Origin of the sequence: Pseudochelatococcus contaminans (assembly GCF_014195635.1) — a bacterium.
Classification (GTDB): domain Bacteria; phylum Pseudomonadota; class Alphaproteobacteria; order Rhizobiales; family Beijerinckiaceae; genus Pseudochelatococcus; species Pseudochelatococcus contaminans.
In genome coordinates, this window is sequence record NZ_JACICC010000002.1 from 228,217 (window position 1) to 247,306 (window position 19,090).

The following is a 19,090-nucleotide window of genomic DNA, read 5'->3' on the forward strand; positions in this document are numbered from 1 at the left end:
GGCCCGCACATTCGCTCCCGGTGCGCATCTATAGCTATGGGCTTGCCGGCCTTCTCACACTTGCGAGCGTAGCCGGCATGGCAGGCATCCTGATGTCCATGACTGTGCAGGAGGATGGCGCTGCGCTGCGGGGCGAAAACCGCCGCCTTGGCGCATTGCCGGCCATCCCGCACACAGCTGAGGAGTGGAACAGCTTCCCGCGCCGGTTCGAGGCTTTCGTCAATGACCATTTCGGCCTGCGGACCGCGCTTGTCCGCACCCACACCGACATATCCACCGCCCTGCTGAATCGCCTGCCGACTGATCAGGTCGTCGCCGGCAAGGACGGCTGGTTGTTCTATGCCGGCGAAGGTGCACTCGGCCTGTTCCAACGGGCGGTGTCGCTCGATCTGGACCGCCTTGACGCCTGGCGAGACCAGCTTTCTCAGCGAGCGACCGCATTATCTGCCCGCGGCGTTCCATATGCCTTCGTCATCGCCCCGGACAAGCACACGATCTATGGCGAGAACATGCCCGGCTATCTGCGGCAAGGACGCAACCCGTCTCCGCACGACCAGCTAGTCGCAACGGCGACAGCACACGGCTTGCCGGTTGTGGATCTGCGCCCGGACCTGACAGCCGCCAAGACCGATGCTCGTCTCTACATGCGGGATGATACGCATTGGAACGAACGCGGGGCGGACGTCGCCTATCGCACGCTGATGCAACACCTTGGCCTGCAACCGCTCACTCTCGATGCGGACAGTTTCGCCATGCGCCCGAACGGCCCCGGCGATCTCGCGAGCATGGCGCTGATCGACCGGCTGGAAGACGTGCCATCACTGCGCCCCGAGGCCCTGCCCTGCGTTGCAAAAGAAGTGGAGCGTGTCGCGGATCAGTATGGCAGGGCGGTCATCAGTCGCACCCGCTGCGATGGCGCGACGGGCAAGCTGCTGTTTTTCCGCGACTCGTTCGGCGATGCGCTATTGCCATTCCTCACCGCCAGTTTCGGTGAAGTCGTCGCTGTGGCCGATGCCCCCTCCACGCAGGACTTCCTGCACATGGTCAAGACGGAGCTGCCGGATGTCGTGATCGAAGAGCGCGTCGAGCGCCACCTGCGGTTTCCGCCCCGCGCAATCAAGGCCGCAGCAACTGACGAATAAAGACATACCGAGCGGAACCGGCGCTTAGAACATAGTGCCAGACAAAGCCTCGATTATCGATTTCAGGTAAAATATAAAGCCGGCCTCGCCCGGGCAGCCGCCACGTGCCCGGTTGTTCCGGGTTTCGCGCCAATTCTCGCTCCAAGAAACCTTGCACGCCTGCGGCCGCAAAATCGGGCAATTCGAAGTTCCGAAACGATCAGACCTTCACACCCTCTTGGGGAATTGGTGCGGCCAAGAGGACTCGAACCTCCACCGGTTGCCCGACTAGCACCTCAAGCTAGCGCGTCTACCAATTCCGCCATGGCCGCAGCGTCTTCAGAAGAACCATGCTCTCCCGAAGTGGGTTGGATGTAGCAGAACCATTTCGCCTCGACAAGTATATTCCTGCCCTCACCCCTGCAAGAAAGACTGAACGTCTGTGGGTAACGCCGCAACTCATTGATTTCAATGGTCTATAAAAAACAGACCGGCTTCAGCTCTCTCGTGCCTTCACGCGTGTTTCAGGCTGCCATTGACAGATCGCGGCGGATGGGCAGACTCCGCGTTTCATTTGAGATTACGCAATCATTCGGGATACCCATGACCCACGACCATCTCGCCTCGACCATCGACAACGCCTGGGAACGCCGTAACGACGTTTCGCCCGCAACGACCGGAGAAATCCGCGATGCCGTGGAAGAGGCGCTGAATCAGCTCGACAGTGGCCGCGCGCGCGTGGCGGAGAAGGTGGACGGCGAGTGGCGCGTCAACCAGTGGCTTAAAAAGGCCGTGCTGCTGTCCTTCCGCCTGAACGATATGGCCGTCATCGCGGGCGGTCCGGGCGATGCGTCGTGGTGGGATAAGGTGCCCTCCAAGTTCGCGGGCTGGGATGCACAGGCTTTCCGCGCGGCGGGTTTCCGGGCTGTTCCCAACGCCATCGTGCGCCGCGGCGCCTACATCGCGCCGAACGTTGTGCTGATGCCGTCTTTCGTCAATCTGGGGGCTTACGTCGGCGAAAACACCATGGTCGACACCTGGGCCACCGTCGGTTCCTGCGCCCAGATCGGCAGCAACGTCCACCTGTCTGGCGGCGTTGGCATCGGCGGCGTGCTGGAGCCGCTGCAGGCAAATCCGGTCATCATCGAGGACAACTGCTTCATCGGCGCGCGATCTGAAGTGGTGGAAGGCGTCATCGTGCGCGAAGGGTCCGTGCTGTCCATGGGCGTGTTCATCAGCGCCTCCACAAAGATCATCGACCGGGAAACCGGGGAAGTGTTCCGTGGCGAGGTTCCGCCCTATTCCGTCGTCGTGCCCGGCAGCCTGCCCGGCAAGCCCCTGCCGGATGGAACGCCCGGACCTTCGCTTTACGCGGCGGTCATCGTAAAGCGCGTCGATGCGCAGACGCGCGCCAAGACCAGCATCAACGATCTCCTGCGCGACTGAACGTCCATGACAACCCCTGCCCACACCGAAGCCGGCCATCCGGCCGTTACCCTTGCACAGGCCCTTATTCGCTGCCCGTCCGTCACGCCCGACGACGGCGGCGCGCTGGCGCTGCTGGCGGAGCGGCTGGCCCACGCAGGCTTCGTGGTGGAACAGGTGACTTTCAGCGAAGCCGGCACGCCGGATATCGCCAATCTCTACGCCCGCTATGGCACGGCAGAGCCGGTTTTCGTGTTTGCCGGCCATACCGATGTCGTGCCGCCGGGTGACATCAGCCGGTGGCGGCACGATCCGTTTGCCGCCGTCATCGAGGATGGCAAGCTGTTCGGGCGCGGGGCGTGCGACATGAAGGGCGGCGTCGCCGCCATGGTCACCGCAGCGATCGACTTCGTGGCTGCGCATCCACAATTCAACGGCTCCATTGCCTTCCTGCTGACAGGCGACGAGGAAGGCCCGGCGGTGAATGGCACGGTGAAGCTGCTGGAATGGGCGAAGGCGCGCGGCGAGGTGTTTTCGCATTGCCTGCTGGGCGAACCGACGAACCCCAGCGCTTTGGGCGATATGGTGAAGATCGGTCGGCGCGGCTCGCTCACCGGCAGGCTGACCGTGCGCGGCAAGCAAGGGCATGTCGGCTATCCGCATCTGGCCGACAACCCCGTCCCTGCCCTGCTGCGTATTCTCCAATCACTGATTGCGCCAGGCCTCGACGCCGGATCGGATTTTTTCGACGCGTCCAATCTCGAAGTGACCACCGTCGATATCGGGAATCCCGCGACCAACGTCATCCCCGGCGAAGCGCGCGCTACGTTCAATATCCGGTTCAATGACCTGTGGGCACCGCAGACGCTGCGGGACGAAATCGGCCGCAGAGTTGCCGAGGCAGCGGGTGAGGCGCGATACACGCTGACCTTCGATCCGACCAATGCCGTTTCCTTCCTGACCGCGCCGGGGCCTTTCGTCGATCTCGTCGCCGGGGTCATTGCCGGCCGGACCGGCCATACTCCGCGCCTGTCCACGACCGGCGGTACATCGGACGCGCGTTTCATCCAGGCCAGTTGCCCCGTGGTCGAGTTCGGCCCCGTCGGCACCACCATGCATCAGGTGGACGAATACGTCTCCATCGCGGATCTTATTGCGCTGACAGCAATTTATCGGGATATTATCGATGCCTATTTCGCCGCCGGCAGTCAGGCTTCATGAGCCACGAACATGTTTTGACGTCGCGGCGATGTTGATTTAACATCCCGGCTTGTTTGACGTGTTTTCATGCCTGTCAATTGCGCTTCTATCGACGCGGGTGGTCTTACCTTGACGACACAGCCACGCGACACGCCTCAGTTCTATCTGACAGCGCCCGCGCCTTGCCCCTATCTGCCGGGGCTTCAGGAGCGCAAGGTGTTCACGCACCTCATCGGCCGCCGGGCCGAGGAGATGAACGACGCGCTGACCCAGGGCGGCTTTCGCCGCTCGCAGACCATCGCCTACCGCCCGGCCTGCGAGAGCTGCCGTGGCTGTGTGTCGGTACGCGTGGTCGCAGACGCCTTCAGGCCGTCGCGCAGTTTTCGCCGCGTCTGCGCCAGCAACGCCGATTTGCGCGGCGAAGCCGTACCGGCACAATCCACTTCCGAGCAATATTCGTTGTTCCGCAGCTATCTCGACGCCCGCCACGCGGATGGCGGCATGGCCGATATGAGCGTGCTGGACTACGCCGTGATGGTCGAGGATACCCACGTCACCACCCAGCTCATCGAATATCGGGACGAGCGGGGTGAACTCATGGCCGTTGCGCTGACAGACGTGCTCGCGGATGGCTTGTCGATGGTTTATTCGTTCTATAACCCCGACATGCCGCACCGCAGCTTCGGCAGCTTTCTCATTCTTGATCACATCGCTCGCGCCCGCACGATGAACCTGCCATACGTTTACCTCGGCTACTGGGTCGAGGGATCACAGCGCATGGGCTACAAAAGCCGCTTCTATCCGCAGGAGCGCCTGCTGCCGGAAGGATGGGCGCGCTTCGATGCGCCCTGATTACGCCTGAGCTTCCGCTTGATTCCCGGTCTGGATGCACCATCTGGTGTTGCATAACCGCAGCATTCCATCGAAATGTCGAAATGCCGTGGATTTCTGACATGACGCGTTTTCGGCATGCAAGGCGGCATCCGTCTTGCGCGAAAACGCCTCCCGGAGACCGCAATGACCAATCGTGACACCCGTTCCTCTTTCAACAACTGGCGGCCGACAGAGCTTGCGGCCCTTGTCATCGGCCTGATCGTGTTCTGGCCGCTGGGCATTGCCGTATTGGCATGGAAATACTGGAACGACCGCTCCGCGTCACCGCGCAATCTCGATGAAATATTCGGCGAAGGCGTGCGCAACCTGCGTGGAAACCTGAGCGGTATTTTTGGCAGCGTCAGCCCGAAAGCCGGACCGGGCGATGCCAGCACGTATGCCGATGACCTCGCGCCGACCGGCAATGCAGCCTTTGACGCGCATGTGCGGGACGAGTTGCACCGCATTGACACCCGCCGCCAGCATCTGGCGGAAGAGGTTCGCGCCTTCCGCGCTTTTCTGGATGAAGAGCGCACGGGCGGTCCGGAAGTCTATGAGCGGTTCCGCCGCAGGCAGGAAACCGGCCGCGACCACACTATTTAAAGCGCGAAATGATCGGATAAAATTGTCCGATCATTTGCGGTCGATAAACGAGATGTCGACCTTGTCACCAACCTTGGCGCCGATGCGGGAAGCCGTGCCGGCGTTTAATTCGATCACAGCCCGCACGGGACCGCCGGAAGGGATGAACCGGCGTGACAACGGCTCGGCCCGTTCGGCGATGCGAATAATCTTGCTATCCGGGCCGACGAACAAAATATCGAGGGAAATGAAGGTGTTCTCCATCCACATGGAGACTGGTCGCACATCCGCATAATCGAAGATCATGCCACGGTCCGGGGGGAGATAGCGACGGTGCATCAGCCCCCTCGCCTGCTCCTCTTCCGTCCGGGCGATCTCAACCTCGAACTTGTGCTGTCCGGATGCCGTGTTGACGGTCAGCGTCTCGGTGGCCAACCCGGTGGCTGCGACTTGTTGGGAGTGGAAACCGGCAAACGCGGCCAGTGATGCCGCCAGCCAGAATGCGCCAAAGCGCCGTCTGCTCATATTCATCCGTCTACCCGCGTGAAATATCTCCGGCCACAGCATATAGAGCACCTTACCAGATCAGGACAGGTAGCACCAAAACGTCACCAAATCCCGACATTTTCGCGCGATAGCGACATGCCGCGTCGGCCGATGCGCATTTCAGTTTAAAGGCGTCAGTGCGAGACCGGCGCGTGGCTGATGTCCGGCAGGCGGATCTCGGCCACCATGCGGCCCTTCGGGCCATCTCCGTAACGCACCAGCACAGCCTGCCCCGGGATCAGTTCCACCAGCCCATAACGGCGCATGGTTTCCATGTGGACGAACATGTCCGGCGCTCCCTCGCCGCAGGTGACGAAGCCGAAACCGCGCTGGCGGTTGAACCATTTCACCACGGCAAGCTCGAAACCGCCGGTCGGCACCACGGAAACATGCGTGCGCACGGGCAACTCGGACGGATGCGGGGCCGTCGATACGTCGACGGAAACGACACGGAACACCTGCAACCCGCGATCCCGGCGGATCGCCTCGCAAACGATGCTCGCCCCTTCAGTCACGGCCTCATAACCATCGCGCTTGAGGCAGGTTATGTGCAACAGCACATCCGGCAAACCGTTGTCCGGCACAATAAAACCGAAGCCGCGTGTGGTATCGAACCACTTGATCCGGCCGCTGACACGGATCAGATTCTGCGACACATCCGATGAGGTCTGATGGATTTCAGTTTGCCGGATCATATTGTCATGGGCTATGATGTCACTGCCCTTATCCTGATGAGCGAGCAAAGAATCGTTTCTTGTCCGAGCCTCATCAACCATGACTTGCAACACCCGAAAACTGGCAACACGAATATATTAACCATATCATTAATGCCTGCCGGACGCAGGCCACAATCCCTTCGCGTGCGCGATTCGCACACAGGCTTTATGCGTCAATAGCCCTGGCGGGCTGCGCACATAAAAATGCCATGCCGATCACACCGGCGGTCTTGATATTCCCCGCAGTTTGCGCCCAACTCGCGGCAGAGATTTACTAACGCGCCGGACGTTCTGACTGAATCAGAACAAGCGCTCCAGATTCCATATCTCACCGCAACTTGCGTTCAAGGCGATGGATCAACTTGAACGCAAACTGCTCCGGGCGTTGACGCGAGGGCCTTATGACCATGCCGGTTTCCAGCAAGCTTCCTGCGGGTGGCAAGCGCATTCTCGCTCTTGATGCCGCGCGCGGCATCGCGATCATCGCGATGATCTCCTATCATTTCATGTGGGATCTCTATTTCACCGGCTTCTGGGACGTGAATGCCGCGCGCGATCCGCTGCTGCGTTTTTATGCCAAGGCCATCGCGGCCTCGTTTCTGACCATCGCCGGCATATCGCTTTACCTCGCTCAGGAACGCGGCATCCGCTGGCCGTCCTTTCTGAAACGTCTCGCCATCATCGCCATTGCGGCGCTTGCCGTCAGCGTCGGGTCGTGGTTCGCATTTCCGCAGAGCTTTATTTTTTTTGGCATTCTGCACTGCATTGCCGTCTCCAGCGTCGTCGCCCTGCCGTTTCTGCGTGCTCCGCTGGCGCTCGTGTTCGCGGCCGCCGCGGCGGCCTTCGCACTCCCGCTCTTCATCGCTTCACCAGCGCTGGAAACATGGCCAACGTGGTGGCTTGGCCTTGGGGAATGGCCACCGGCCAGCAACGATTATGTGCCGCTGTTTCCGTGGGTTGGCTTCGTGCTAGTGGGCGTCGGTGTTGCGCGGCTGCTCGTCCCCATGCGCGATACAGTCGCGCAATGGCAGCCGCGCACGTGGCTTGGCCGGGGGCTGATTGCCGCCGGCCGATATAGCCTCATCATTTATCTGACGCACCAGATCGTGTTGCTCGGCATCCTGATCGGGCTGGCGCAGATCCTTAGGCCGCTTTGACGGGCCGTTCGGCAATGCGCACCAGATTGCGCAGGATCGTCGTCGCGCCTTTGAGACGATGCTCCGGCGTATCGAAGGAATCGATGAAGACGATGCGCATGTCCGGCCGCACCTTGGCCAAAGATCCCTGCTCCGCGACATAGGACACCAGCCCTGCCGGGTTGGCGAACGAGTTGTTGCGGAACGAGACGATGACGCCCTTCGGCCCTGCTTCGATCTTCTCGACATTGGCGCGCACGCACAACGCCTTGATCGAGACGATCTTCAGCAGTTGCTCCACCTCCTCCGGCAGCGGGCCGAAACGATCGACAAGTTCTGCCGCGAACGCCTCGATCTCCCGGTCCTCGTCGATTGTGGACAGGCGGCGATAGATGTCGAGCCGCAGTTGCAGGTCCGTCACGTAGGATTCGGGAATCATTACCGGCGTGCCGATGGTGATGGTCGGCGACCATTGCTCGTCCGCATCGTCGTCCACGGCGCCGGATTTGAGCTGCGCCACCGCTTCCTCAAGCATCTGCTGATATAGCTCATAGCCGACCTCGCGGATGTGACCGGACTGCTCATCGCCCAGCAGGTTGCCCGCGCCGCGAATATCGAGGTCATGGCTCGCCAGCATGAAGCCCGCCCCCAGCGTATCGAGCGATTGCAGCACCTCCAGCCGCTTTTCGGCGGCGGGCGTCAGGCGGCGTTTGGGCGGCACCGTGAACAGCGCATAGGCGCGCGTCTTGGAGCGCCCGACGCGCCCGCGAAGCTGATAGAGCTGCGCGAGGCCAAACATATCCGCCCGATGCACAATGAGCGTGTTGGCGCGGGGGATGTCGAGGCCGGATTCAACGATGGTGGTGGACAGCAGGATATCGAACTTGCCCTCGTAAAAGGCCGTCATGATATCTTCGAGCTGCCCCGCCGGCATCTGCCCGTGGGCAACGGCGACCTTGGCTTCCGGCACCTCACGGTCGAGAAAATCCTTCACCTCGGCCAGATCGTCGATGCGCGGCACCACATAGAACGACTGCCCGCCCCGATAGCGCTCGCGCAGCAACGCCTCGCGCACGGAAAGCCCGTCGAACGGCATGATGAACGTGCGCACGGCCAGCCGGTCCACGGGCGGCGTGGCGATGATCGACAGTTCCCGCACACCCGTCAGCGCCAGTTGCAGCGTGCGCGGGATGGGGGTGGCGGAGAGAGTGAGCACGTGCACCTCGGCCCGCAGTTCCTTCAGCCGCTCTTTGTGCGAGACACCGAAATGCTGCTCCTCGTCGATGATGATAAGGCCAAGATCCTTGAACCTGATTGTTTTCGACAACACTGCATGCGTGCCGACGACGATGTCGACGGTGCCGTCCGTCAACCCGGCCTTGACCTTGCGCGCCTCGGCGGCGGGCACGAAGCGCGAGAGCTGGGCGATGTTGACCGGCAGGCCCTGGAAACGCTCGACGAAGCCGGCATAGTGCTGGCGCGCCAGCAGCGTCGTCGGCACCACCACCGCGACCTGATGCCCGGCAAGCGCCACGGCGAAAGCCGCGCGCAGGGCGACTTCCGTCTTGCCGAAGCCGACATCGCCGCACACCAGCCGGTCCATGGGCCGGCCGGCGGCCAGATCATCGAGCACCGCGTCGATGGCGCTCTGCTGATCGTCCGTTTCCTCGTAAGGGAAGCGCGCCGCGAACTCATCGTAGACACCGGGCGGCAGGTCGACACGCGGCGCCTCGCGCATGGCCCGTTCCGCTGCCACCTTGATGAGCTGGCCAGCCATCACCTTGATGCGCTGGCGCAATTTGGCCTTGCGCGCCTGCCATGCCCCGCCGCCGAGTTTGTCGAGCGCGACTTCCGTATCCCCGGAGCCATAACGCGACAGCAGCTCGATATTCACCACGGGCAGAAACAGCTTGTCACCGCCGGCGTAGTGGATTTCGAGGCAATCGAGCGGCGCACCTGCCGCCGTGATCGTCTTCAGATCGACGAAGCGGCCAATGCCGTGATCGACATGCACCACGAGATCGCCCGCTGACAGGCTGCCGACCTCGGCAATAAAATCCTGTGCGCGCTTCGTTTTCCGCTTCTGCCGCACGAGGCGGTCGCCCAGAATGTCCTGCTCGCTGATGACGGCCAGATTGGCGGTCTCGAAGCCCGATTCCAGCCCCCAGACGGCCAGCCCCACCTCGTTGCGCGGCAGTGCCAGCGCCACATCGAGGCGGGCGACGTTGATAACCGGCTTCAGCCCGTGATCCGCCAGCACATGCGATAGGCGCTCACGCGCGCCATCCGACCACGCCGCGATGATGACGCGCTTTTTATCCAGCACGAGCGCCCGGGCGTGATCCACCGCAGCCTGGAACACATTGGCGCTGTCGTCGACACGCTCCGGCGCAAAATTGCGGCCCTGCTTCGCACCCGCATCGATCACGGCACTGGCTGCATCGGAGGGGCGGGAGAACGGCGTCAGCCGGGCGTGGGCAACCGTCGCCTGCCGCTCGGACCACTCCGCAGGCGTCAGATAAAGCGATTCGGGCGGCAGCGGATTGTAGGGGGCGCTGCCGGATGCGGACTCGGCGGCACGCGCGGCCTTTCTGGCTTCGTAATAGTCACCGATCTGCGCGAATCGCTCAGTCGCCGCCTCATCGGTCAGCGCATCGAGGACCAGCGGCACGCCGGGGAGATAATCGAACAGCGTGTCCAGCCCGTCATGCAGCAGCGGCAGCCAGTGTTCGAGGCCGGGGTGGCGCCGCCCCTCTGACACGGCTTCATATAAGGTATCATCGCGTGTGGCCGCGCCGAATGCCTTCACATACCCCTGCCGAAAGCGACGAATCGTTTCCGTGGTGATCTTGGCCTCGCTCATCGGCACAAGATCGAGCGAACGCAACTGGTGAGTGGTGCGCTGGGTTTCGGGATCGAAAGCGCGAATCGATTCGAGCGTATCGCCGAAAAAGTCCAGCCGGATCGGCTCTGCCAGCCCCGGCGCATAAAGATCGACGATGCCGCCTCGCACCGCGTATTCGCCCGTGTCGCGCACCGTGGGCGTGCGGCCAAAGCCGTTGACCTCCAGCCATTCGACGAGCCTGTTCATGTCGATGGCGTTGCCGGGAGCGGCGGAAAATGTCTCTGTCGCGATCAGCCGCAGCGGCGGCACCCTTTGCAGCAGAGCATTGACCGTGGTCAGCACCACGCGCGGCTGCTGCTCGGACGAGCGCGTGCGCGCCAGCCGCGCCAGGGTCATCATGCGCCGGGCCGTTATCGCCGGCGTGGGCGATACGCGATCATACGGCTGGCAATCCCAGCCGGGAAAGGACAGCGCCTCGATTTCCGGCGCGGCGAAAGCGAGACCCGCCTCCATGGCCGCCATGCGCCGGTCGTCGCGCGCCACGTGGATGAGCACGGCCGCGTGCTCCCTCTCCCGCAGTCCGCGCGTCAGTTCCGCCACGACAAGAGCGTCGTAGCCGTCCGGCACGTTGGCAATGGTGGGATTATCGCCCCTTGCGAGGGCGTCGATGGCGCGCTTCAGGCTGGACATATCGCTCAGACGTTGACCGGAGACGTGTGGGTGTGGAACGCCTTGATGCGGCGGAAGATCGGCGTGTCCTGCTCCGGCGGCACATTGCCGGTGCTGAACCATGTAAACAGATCCCGGTCGGGCAGCGACATCAGACGCTCCAGCGCGGTCACGGTTTCCTCGTCGAGCTTGTCGAGTTCCGAATCGACGAACGGCCCGAGCACCATGTCCATCTCGCGCGTGCCGCGATGCCAGGCCCGGAAGCGGATGCGCCTGCGGCGGGCATCCAATGCCAGCCCATCGGACAAATCCGCCCCTTCTATTTCACCGCCGGCCTCGGAAAAGCCGGGCTGCAAAAAACTGTTCATGATTTGTCCCTTGAAAGACATATGGTCGCCACGGGCGTTCGTGTGAGCTATATAACGCAGAGGCTGGCTTCTGTCATCCATCCGTCTTCCGTTCCACTGTTTTGCAATCCATCGTCTTGCCTGTCCGGTTTCGTTCGTATGCGCCCTGCCCTGCTCGATCCGCTGTTCGCGCCTGTCACGACCCTTCCGGGCGTGGGGCCACGCGTGGGCGCGCTGTTCAACCGGCTGCTGGGCACACCGGAACATGAAGCGCGCGTGGTGGACCTTTTGTTCCACCTGCCCCACTCGGTCATCGATCGCAGCCGCCGGCCGGCGATTCGCGATACCCGCGAAGGCGATATCGTCACTCTCACCGTGCGCGTGGCCGAGCATCGCCCGGCGGCTTACGGCGGCAAGGCGCCGTTCCGCGTGCTGGTGGAAGACGGCACCGGCGATGTGACGCTGGTCTTTTTTGGCATGACACAGGCACGCATCGACAAGATGCTGCCGCTCGGTGCGACGCGGGTGGTGTCCGGCACAATTGCCGTCTGGGAAGGCTTCCGCCAGATGGTGCACCCGGACCGGATCATGTCCGAGGAGGAAGCCGAAGGCCAGCCGCTGATCGAACCTGTCTATGGCCAGACTGAAGGGCTGACGTCACGCGCCATCGCGCGCGCGGCGCAAGCGGCGCTATCCACGCGCCTGCCGGCGCTGCCCGAATGGCAGGACGCCGCCTGGCTGGCACGTGAGAAATTTCCGGCCTTCGGTGAGGCTCTGGCAGCGTTGCACCGGCCCGAATCGGTTGCGGCATTTGCGCCTGAAAGCCCGGCGCGGCGGCGGCTTGCCTATGACGAACTGCTCGCATCGCAGCTCGCTCTGGCGCTGATGCGCGCATCTCACCGCAAGGCGGCGGGGCGCGTCAACGCGGGGGACGGGCGGCTCGTCGCGGCCATCGAGGCCGCGCTGCCGTTTGCACTAACGGACGGACAGCGCGAAGCTGTGGCGGATATTCGCCGCGATCTGGCCGAGCCGCAGCGGATGCTCCGGCTGCTGCAAGGGGATGTGGGATCCGGCAAAACGGTCGTCGCGCTGCTCGCCATGGCCAGCGCCGTCGAGGCCGGGCGACAGGCCGCGCTGATGGCCCCGACCGATATTCTGGCCCGGCAGCACTTCGCCAGGCTTGAACCGCTGGCGCGGGCTGCGGGCATCGAGGTCGCGCTGCTCACAGGGCGGGACAAGGGCGCGGCGCGGACGAAAGCGCTGGCGGCAATCGAATCGGGCGCAGCGCAGATCGTCATCGGCACCCATGCCCTGTTTCAGGAGGCGGTGGCTTTTCAGGATCTGGGGTTTGCCGTCATCGACGAGCAGCACCGCTTCGGCGTTCACCAGCGATTCGCACTCAGCCGCAAGGGCGACGGCGTCGACCTTCTGGTGATGACAGCGACCCCGATTCCGCGCACGCTGATGCTGACATTCTTCGGCGATATGGACGTGTCTCTGTTGAAAGAAAAGCCTGCGGGGAGGCAGCCCGTCGATACGCGCGCCGTTCCCATCGACAGGCTGGGCGATGTGGTCGACGGTCTGGCGCGGGCGCTGGAGCGCGGGGCGCGCACCTATTGGGTGTGCCCGCTCGTGTCCGAATCGGAAACCATTGATCTCGCGGCCGCGGACGAGCGTTTCGCCGACCTGACCCGCATTTTCGGCCCTGTGGTCGGCCTGTTGCACGGCAAGATGAGCGGCCGCGACAAGGACGCTGCCATGGCGGCTTTCCAGCGCGGGGAAACGCGGATTCTGGTGGCCACCACGGTCATCGAGGTGGGCGTCGACGTGCCGGAAGCCACCATCATGGTGATCGAGCATGCGGAGCGCTTCGGGCTGGCGCAGCTTCACCAGTTGCGCGGCCGGATCGGGCGCGGATCGGGCGCATCGACATGCCTGCTGGTTTACAAGGCACCGCTGGGCGAGGTGTCGAAGGCGCGCATCAGCATCATGCGCGAAACCGAAGATGGTTTCCGTATTGCCGAGGAAGATCTGCGGCTGCGCGGCGAAGGTGAGATTCTGGGCACGCGTCAGTCCGGCACACCCGGCTTCCGCCTGGCGCGGCTGGAGGAGGACGCGGACCTGCTGCCCGTCGCCCGCGATGACGCCCGCCTCATCCTGGAACGTGACACAACGCTTGCCAGTGAGCGCGGACAAGCGTTGCGGGTGTTGCTCTATCTCTTCGAGCGCGACGAAGCCATCCGCCTGCTGCGGGCGGGATAGCTCCGGCTGCGATCGTCCGTTACCATGCCGGCAGCTTATGCCGCGCGATTGCGCCGCTCTGGCCCATAGTACTTTTCGCTGGCATTATCGTCGCGCCGGTCGAGCGGCCCCTGACGCAGGACGACGAAGAACTTGTTGATCTCGTCGCCAAGCACGACCATCTGCTGATTGAGTGTATTCGACGCCTCCGTCAGCGTGTCCGATGTCTCGCGGGTGTCGCCCATGGCGCGGGACACGTTGCCGATGGTTTCGGACAGCGATTGCGCACCGCCGGCGACACGGGTCACGCTGCGCGAGATTTCCTCCGTCGCCGCACCCTGCTCCCGGGCCGTGGCGGCAATGGCGCTGGTGATCTGGTCGACCTGCAACATAGCGTCGGAGATATTCTCGATCACCGTGACGGTGCTCTCGGTCGCGGTCTGGATCGAACCGATCTGCCGCGCGATGTCCTCCGTGGCGCGCGATGTCTTGGAAGCCAGTTCCTTGACCTCTGAAGCCACCACCGCGAACCCCTTGCCGGCCTCGCCTGCCCGTGCCGCCTCAATGGTGGCGTTCAACGCCAGCAGGTTCGTCTGGGCGGCAATCGTCTGGATCAGCGTCACGATTTCGCCGATCTGCTTCGCCGCCTCGGTCAGGTTGCCGATATCATCCCGCGCTTCGGCCATCAGCCGTACGGTGGTGGTGACGGAACTCGCGGCGCTTGAAATCTGCTCCGATACTTCGGCAATCGATTTGGACAGTTCTTCCGTCGCCGAGGCGATTTCTGAAACGCTGCTGGCTGTGTCACGCGCAGCGGACGCGGCCATGTCGGAGTTTTGCGATACGTTGGCAACCACACTGCCAAGATCGTCGGCAGCGTTTCTCAAGCCGTCACCATTCTCGCGCACGTTGTCCAGCACGCCGAAGACGATACCCTGGAAGCTCATGATGGCGGACTCGGTCTGATCGCCCAGGTTTTTCTTGTCGTCGAGAAGAATGTCCTGATAGGTGGACAGCGCGAGGTCCAGATCGAGCATGAGGCCCTTGGTAATCGCCTCGATCCGCGCTGCGGCCGTCTTCATGTTCCAGCGGGAGTTTTGCAGAATGATACCGTGCAGTTCGTTGAGCACGATCTGGTAACCGCCGATATACCAGCGCGGTTCAAGCCCGATGCGCTGATGCGCCGTACCGATCTTGAGTGTTTCATCGAAATATTGCTTGTCGAAAGCGCCGGAAAAGATGCGCTGCCAATGCTTGAGCTGGGCAGCGGACAGACGATCCTGCAGCGGGCCGATCATCTTCTTCAGGTGCGGATAGGCGAAGATATGATCGTAAAAGCGTTGCAGCACGCCCGGCAAATGGCCTTCAATGATCGGCCATACACTCCGCAAGTCTGCCTTTGTCTGCTCCGTGATCTTTGCAAACGCGAGCCGCTCCGAAATCAAATTGATTTCATTCTGTTCCATGACTTCCCCTCACCGGGCAATTTTCGAAAATAAGTCCTGTTAGCGCTTAGATCGGATTTCCACGAACAAATTCAAAAAACATCTATAAAAACAAATAAATCTTGTTATCTTATTTTAGCAATCTACACATCCAGATGGAGTTTCCATGGATACGATAATGTAGAATCATTGCAATAATATGAAATTGACAATCTATAAAGCGCAAGTTTATTTATGTATTGCACAAATATTAATTGAAAAAAATATTTTCATTATGGTATTATACTAATAAATATTAATACAATAAGTTAAATGGAAATTTTTTCCTCAATTTATATTTATATTCGCATCGGTAAATTTGATTTCGTCATTTTTACTCTTCTGCTCTTGAATATACTCCAGCTCTGTCATCGTTGCTCCGCAAAATGGCAAAGAACCGATGGATCTCTTTATCGAGCACTGTCATCTGGTCGGTGACCGCCCCCGATGCCCCTGTCAGCACATCCGATGTCTGCCGCGTCTCGGTCATGGCATGGGAAACTTGCGCGACGGTTTCGGAAAGCGCCTGCGCGCCGCCGGCAACGCGGGTCACGCTGCGCGAGATTTCCTCGGTTGCCGCACCCTGTTGCCTCGCCGTGGCGGCGATAGCGGCGGTGATTTGATCGACCTGCGACATGGCATCGGAAATGTTCCGGGTCACGGAAGCCGTGCTATGCGTCGCGGCCTGAATCGAACCGATCTGCCGGGCGATTTCTTCCGTGGCATGCGACGTTTTGGAGGCCAATTCCTTCACCTCGGAAGCGACGACCGCAAAGCCCTTTCCAGCCTCTCCCGCGCGCGCTGCCTCGATTGTGGCGTTCAGGGCCAGAAGATTCGTCTGCGCCGCTATGCTCTGGATGAGCGTGACGATCTCGCCGATCTGCTTCGCGGCATCCGTCAGGTTGCCGATATCATTCCGCGCTTCGTCCATGAGCCGTACGGTCGTGGTGACGGAGGTGGCGGCGCTTGAAATCTGCCCCGAGACCTCCGCAATCGACTGCGACAATTCCTCCGTCGCGGAAGCAATTTCAGAGACGCTGTGCGCCGTATCGCGCGCGGCCGATGCGGCGACATCGGAGTTTTGCGATACCTGGATCACGACATGATCGAGACGTCCCGAAGCATCCCGCAGCCCCTCGCCGTTCTCGCGCACATGGCCCAGCACGCCGAGAACGATGCCCTGAAAATCATGAATGGCAGCCTCGGTCCGCTCCATCCTTTTCTTTTCGTTATCGAGAACAATGGCGTGATAAGTCGACAAAGCGAGATCAAGGTCGAGCATAAGGGCCTTGGTCACAGCCTCTGCCCTGGCAACCGCGACCTTGCGGTTCCATCGCGCATTGTCACTAATGACGGCGTGTAACTCGTTGAGCACAAGCTGGTAACCGCCGATATACCAGCGCGGCTCAAGCCCTATACGATAATGTGCCTCGCCGATTTTGAGCGCACGCTCACAATACTCATCATCGAAAGCGCCGAAAAAGATACGCTGCCAGTGCTTGAGCTGAGCGGCGGACAGACGCTCCCGTAGCGGACCGATCATCTGCCTGAGATGCGGATACGTCACCAGATGATCGTAAAAACGCGACAAAATACCCGGCAAGTGACCTTTAATCACGGGCCAGACGCTGCGTAAATCCGCTTTCGTCTGTTCCGTAATCTTCGCGAACGCGAGACGTTCCGATATCATGCATACAATGTCTTGCGTCATAAAATCACCACACAATATTAAAAAATATTTTTTATTATACTTATATATAATAAAATAAACTATACGATATCTATAATCCAAAAATGTAAATTTATTTCTAAATTTTTAGATATATTACATTTTATATATTACAGACGTATAAAATAACATCGCCAAACATATATTTTTAGCATAATGTATTATACTGATAATTTTTATAAAATTATAATTACGATTCTATATTATAAAATCTAATGGGTTTATTATCATGCAAACAAGTCGCTCATATAAGTAATTTTTCTTTTGTATCGGTTGGTGACTGTCATCGCTGCGGGCTGAAATCTGCAACCGCTTTCCGGCCATATCGATAAAAAGGGTGTCCACTTTCCCGCCTGATGCGCTAGTTTCCGGCCATATTCATGTGAGGATCGTCATGCTGCGAGTGGCTACCTGGAACATCAATTCGGCCCGTCTGCGCGTCGGGCACCTGACGACATTCCTGCAGGAGGCGAAACCGGACGTTCTGTGCCTTCAGGAAATCAAGTGCGTCGACGATGCCTTTCCCGTCGGCGACATCGAAGCGCTTGGCTACAACGTGGCTGTACACGGGCAAAAGACGTTCAACGGAGTCGCCATTCTGTCACGTCTGCCGCTGGAGGATGTCACCCGTGGCCTTCCCGGTGACGACGGCGATGAGCAGGCCCGCTATATCGAGGCCGTGGTTTCCGTGGCCGGCGGCGTTGTGCGTGTGGCGTCGATCTACCTGCCGAACGGCAATCCCCCCGATACGGAGAAATATACCTACAAGCTCGCATGGATGGACCGCCTCATCGCCCACGCGCGCGGCCTGCTGGAACTGGAAGAGCCACTCGTGCTCGCGGGCGACTACAATGTTATCCCCGAAGCACGCGATGCGGCGCGGCCTGAACTCTGGACGGGCGATGCGCTGTTTCTGCCGCAAACGCGATCAAAGTTCCGGGCGCTGCTCAATCTGGGCCTGACGGAAGCGCTTCGCGCCTGCGACGATCAGCCGGGGGTTTACACGTTCTGGGATTATCAGGCCGGAGCATGGCAGAAGAACAATGGCATCCGGATCGATCATCTGATTCTCTCACCCCAGGCAGCCGACAAGCTGCGGTCGACAGAGGTGCATAAGCACCTGCGCGGGCTGGAAAAGCCCTCGGACCATGTGCCGGTATCGATTGATCTGGATTTGTAAGACGCGCCGCATCAAGGGCAGACGGCCTTCCCGCGTTTTATCGAAACGCGGGAATCAGCGGCCGGTGCGCAGATATTGTTCGAGATAAGACATCGCCAGCTTGCGGTCGTCATCGCTGGCGCTGGCGAAGTTCTTGTCGTGAAGCTCGGTGATCCACGCATCTTCCGCAGCGGCGCTTTTGCCCTCGTTCTGCACCGACTCACGCGCGAGGGCCAGCCACATCAGGCCAAGCCCCGGCTGTTTCGGCACCCCCTGCCCGGCGATCAGCATGTTACCGAGCAGCGCCTGCGATGCCGGATGCCCCTTGCCCGCTGCAAGCTTCAGCCAGCGCGCCGCCTGACGGGCATCCTTGGGGACACCCTGCCCGTCGAGGTAAAGCCTGGCGAGGTTATACTGACCATCCGGATCGCCGTAATACGATGCGGCGTACTGGAACATATCAACCGCGCGGTTGAGGTTCGCCTTTACGTAAGTATTCGGAATACCTTCCAGAAAATAGCCACCGAGCGCGACAAAGGCGCTGGACACGAACGGCGCCTGCCGCGTGCCGGGACTTTCATCGGCGTAATTGTCGGCGATTCGGGAGAAGTATTCGAAAGCCTTGAGATCGTCGTGCGGCACGCCGTCGCCCTCGGCGAACATGCGGCCGAGTTTCCACAGCGACACGGTGTGGCCCTGAGTCGCGGCATACTGAAGCGCACGCACGGCACCGGCCTTGTTGCCGGCGTTGTAATCCTTGATGCCGCGCCGGAACGCCTCGCCCACGGACTTGAAACCGCTATCGGACGTCAGCGGATTAGCGAGATCTATGGGATTGGCTGCTCCGGATTTCGCGCGATCGGCAGCGAGAATGGTGGCCGCATGATTCTGCAGAACCGAGATATCCGTCAGTTGCGCCCGCGCGGGTGCGGCTGCGGCCATACAGACGACCCCGGACAGGAAAGCAAACATGCAGTGCCGGACATTCATCATTCCGTCAACGCCCGCAATGAAAGC

The 19,090-nt window shown here is 61.0% G+C and carries 15 protein-coding genes and 1 tRNA gene; 8 read left to right on the forward strand and 8 right to left on the reverse strand.

From position 1 onward, the window contains the following. Positions 1-20: 20 nt before the first annotated feature. A complete protein-coding gene (locus FHS81_RS05190; protein WP_210281554.1) occupies positions 21-1,142 on the forward strand; it encodes an alginate O-acetyltransferase AlgX-related protein in 1,122 nt (373 codons plus the stop codon). Positions 1,143-1,368: 226 nt separating this feature from the next. Here FHS81_RS05190 and FHS81_RS05195 read toward each other — a convergent pair. Next, positions 1,369-1,453 (reverse strand) — tRNA-Leu (locus FHS81_RS05195). Between the two features lie 271 nt (positions 1,454-1,724). Here FHS81_RS05195 and dapD point away from each other — a divergent pair. From dapD to FHS81_RS05215, 4 genes are all read left to right on the forward strand, one after another. Continuing rightward, a complete protein-coding gene (gene dapD, locus FHS81_RS05200; protein ID WP_183750992.1) occupies positions 1,725-2,567 on the forward strand; it encodes a 2,3,4,5-tetrahydropyridine-2,6-dicarboxylate N-succinyltransferase in 843 nt (280 codons plus the stop codon). A gap of 6 nt (positions 2,568-2,573) precedes the next feature. Then, complete coding sequence (dapE, locus tag FHS81_RS05205; protein ID WP_183750993.1) at positions 2,574-3,767, forward strand: succinyl-diaminopimelate desuccinylase; 1,194 nt, start codon at positions 2,574-2,576, stop codon at positions 3,765-3,767. Positions 3,768-3,875: 108 nt separating this feature from the next. After that, positions 3,876-4,598, forward strand: a complete 723-nt coding sequence (locus FHS81_RS05210; RefSeq protein WP_183750994.1) for an arginyltransferase — start codon at positions 3,876-3,878, stop codon at positions 4,596-4,598. A 165-nt stretch (positions 4,599-4,763) separates the two neighbouring features. Continuing rightward, positions 4,764-5,222, forward strand: a complete 459-nt coding sequence (locus FHS81_RS05215; RefSeq protein WP_183750995.1) for a DUF2852 domain-containing protein — start codon at positions 4,764-4,766, stop codon at positions 5,220-5,222. A gap of 30 nt (positions 5,223-5,252) precedes the next feature. Here the strand turns inward: FHS81_RS05215 and FHS81_RS05220 are convergent, their stop codons facing one another. Both FHS81_RS05220 and FHS81_RS05225 read right to left on the reverse strand, forming a co-directional pair. Beyond that, positions 5,253-5,726 (reverse strand): DUF192 domain-containing protein, encoded by a 474-nt coding sequence (locus tag FHS81_RS05220; RefSeq protein WP_246374743.1) that lies wholly within the window; start codon positions 5,724-5,726, stop codon positions 5,253-5,255. A 155-nt stretch (positions 5,727-5,881) separates the two neighbouring features. Further along, a complete protein-coding gene (locus FHS81_RS05225) occupies positions 5,882-6,442 on the reverse strand; it encodes a cold-shock protein (RefSeq protein WP_183750997.1) in 561 nt (186 codons plus the stop codon). 422 nt (positions 6,443-6,864) lie between these two features. On the opposite strand from FHS81_RS05225, the gene FHS81_RS05230 reads away from it, so the two are divergent. Continuing rightward, positions 6,865-7,620 (forward strand): heparan-alpha-glucosaminide N-acetyltransferase, encoded by a 756-nt coding sequence (locus FHS81_RS05230; protein ID WP_183750998.1) that lies wholly within the window; start codon positions 6,865-6,867, stop codon positions 7,618-7,620. Here FHS81_RS05230 and mfd read toward each other — a convergent pair. Both mfd and FHS81_RS05240 read right to left on the reverse strand, forming a co-directional pair. Next, positions 7,607-11,134: a transcription-repair coupling factor gene (gene mfd, locus FHS81_RS05235; RefSeq protein WP_183750999.1), complete on the reverse strand. Its 3,528-nt coding sequence runs from the start codon at positions 11,132-11,134 to the stop codon at positions 7,607-7,609. The genes FHS81_RS05230 and mfd overlap by 14 nt on opposite strands. Positions 11,135-11,139: 5 nt before the next feature. After that, the gene (locus FHS81_RS05240; protein WP_183751000.1) at positions 11,140-11,481 is read right to left on the reverse strand and encodes an FAD assembly factor SdhE; all 342 of its coding nucleotides are present in this window, start codon (positions 11,479-11,481) and stop codon (positions 11,140-11,142) included. 138 nt (positions 11,482-11,619) lie between these two features. Here FHS81_RS05240 and recG point away from each other — a divergent pair, with 138 nt between their 5' ends. Further along, complete coding sequence (recG, locus tag FHS81_RS05245) at positions 11,620-13,722, forward strand: ATP-dependent DNA helicase RecG (RefSeq protein ID WP_183751001.1); 2,103 nt, start codon at positions 11,620-11,622, stop codon at positions 13,720-13,722. Between the two features lie 35 nt (positions 13,723-13,757). Here recG and FHS81_RS05250 read toward each other — a convergent pair whose 3' ends face one another. Both FHS81_RS05250 and FHS81_RS05255 read right to left on the reverse strand, forming a co-directional pair. Continuing rightward, positions 13,758-15,167: a globin-coupled sensor protein gene (locus FHS81_RS05250; RefSeq protein ID WP_210281555.1), complete on the reverse strand. Its 1,410-nt coding sequence runs from the start codon at positions 15,165-15,167 to the stop codon at positions 13,758-13,760. Between the two features lie 352 nt (positions 15,168-15,519). Beyond that, positions 15,520-16,896 (reverse strand): protoglobin domain-containing protein, encoded by a 1,377-nt coding sequence (locus FHS81_RS05255; protein ID WP_343052423.1) that lies wholly within the window; start codon positions 16,894-16,896, stop codon positions 15,520-15,522. A gap of 415 nt (positions 16,897-17,311) precedes the next feature. Between FHS81_RS05255 and xth the strand changes: the two genes are divergently transcribed. Then, positions 17,312-18,094 carry an exodeoxyribonuclease III gene (gene xth / locus FHS81_RS05260; RefSeq protein ID WP_183751270.1) on the forward strand — a complete coding sequence of 261 codons (783 nt, stop codon included), beginning with the start codon at positions 17,312-17,314 and terminating at the stop codon, positions 18,092-18,094. Between the two features lie 54 nt (positions 18,095-18,148). Here xth and FHS81_RS05265 read toward each other — a convergent pair whose 3' ends face one another. Then, complete coding sequence (locus FHS81_RS05265) at positions 18,149-19,045, reverse strand: tetratricopeptide repeat protein (protein WP_246374745.1); 897 nt, start codon at positions 19,043-19,045, stop codon at positions 18,149-18,151. Between the last annotated feature and the right edge of the window lie 45 nt (positions 19,046-19,090).

What these genes read in the sequence shown, in the direction of transcription:
- dapD (WP_183750992.1), top strand. Translation starts at nt 1,725, where the DNA reads ATGACCCACGACCATCTCGCCTCGACCATCGACAACGCCTGGGAACGC.
- dapE (WP_183750993.1), top strand. Translation starts at nt 2,574, where the DNA reads ATGACAACCCCTGCCCACACCGAAGCCGGCCATCCGGCCGTTACCCTT.
- FHS81_RS05215 (WP_183750995.1), top strand. Translation starts at nt 4,764, where the DNA reads ATGACCAATCGTGACACCCGTTCCTCTTTCAACAACTGGCGGCCGACA.
- FHS81_RS05220 (WP_246374743.1), bottom strand. Translation starts at nt 5,726, where the DNA reads ATGAGCAGACGGCGCTTTGGCGCATTCTGGCTGGCGGCATCACTGGCC.
- FHS81_RS05225 (WP_183750997.1), bottom strand. Translation starts at nt 6,442, where the DNA reads ATGATCCGGCAAACTGAAATCCATCAGACCTCATCGGATGTGTCGCAG.
- FHS81_RS05230 (WP_183750998.1), top strand. Translation starts at nt 6,865, where the DNA reads ATGACCATGCCGGTTTCCAGCAAGCTTCCTGCGGGTGGCAAGCGCATT.
- mfd (WP_183750999.1), bottom strand. Translation starts at nt 11,134, where the DNA reads ATGTCCAGCCTGAAGCGCGCCATCGACGCCCTCGCAAGGGGCGATAAT.
- FHS81_RS05240 (WP_183751000.1), bottom strand. Translation starts at nt 11,481, where the DNA reads ATGAACAGTTTTTTGCAGCCCGGCTTTTCCGAGGCCGGCGGTGAAATA.
- recG (WP_183751001.1), top strand. Translation starts at nt 11,620, where the DNA reads ATGCGCCCTGCCCTGCTCGATCCGCTGTTCGCGCCTGTCACGACCCTT.
- FHS81_RS05250 (WP_210281555.1), bottom strand. Translation starts at nt 15,167, where the DNA reads ATGGAACAGAATGAAATCAATTTGATTTCGGAGCGGCTCGCGTTTGCA.
- FHS81_RS05255 (WP_343052423.1), bottom strand. Translation starts at nt 16,896, where the DNA reads ATGACGCAAGACATTGTATGCATGATATCGGAACGTCTCGCGTTCGCG.
- FHS81_RS05265 (WP_246374745.1), bottom strand. Translation starts at nt 19,045, where the DNA reads ATGTTTGCTTTCCTGTCCGGGGTCGTCTGTATGGCCGCAGCCGCACCC.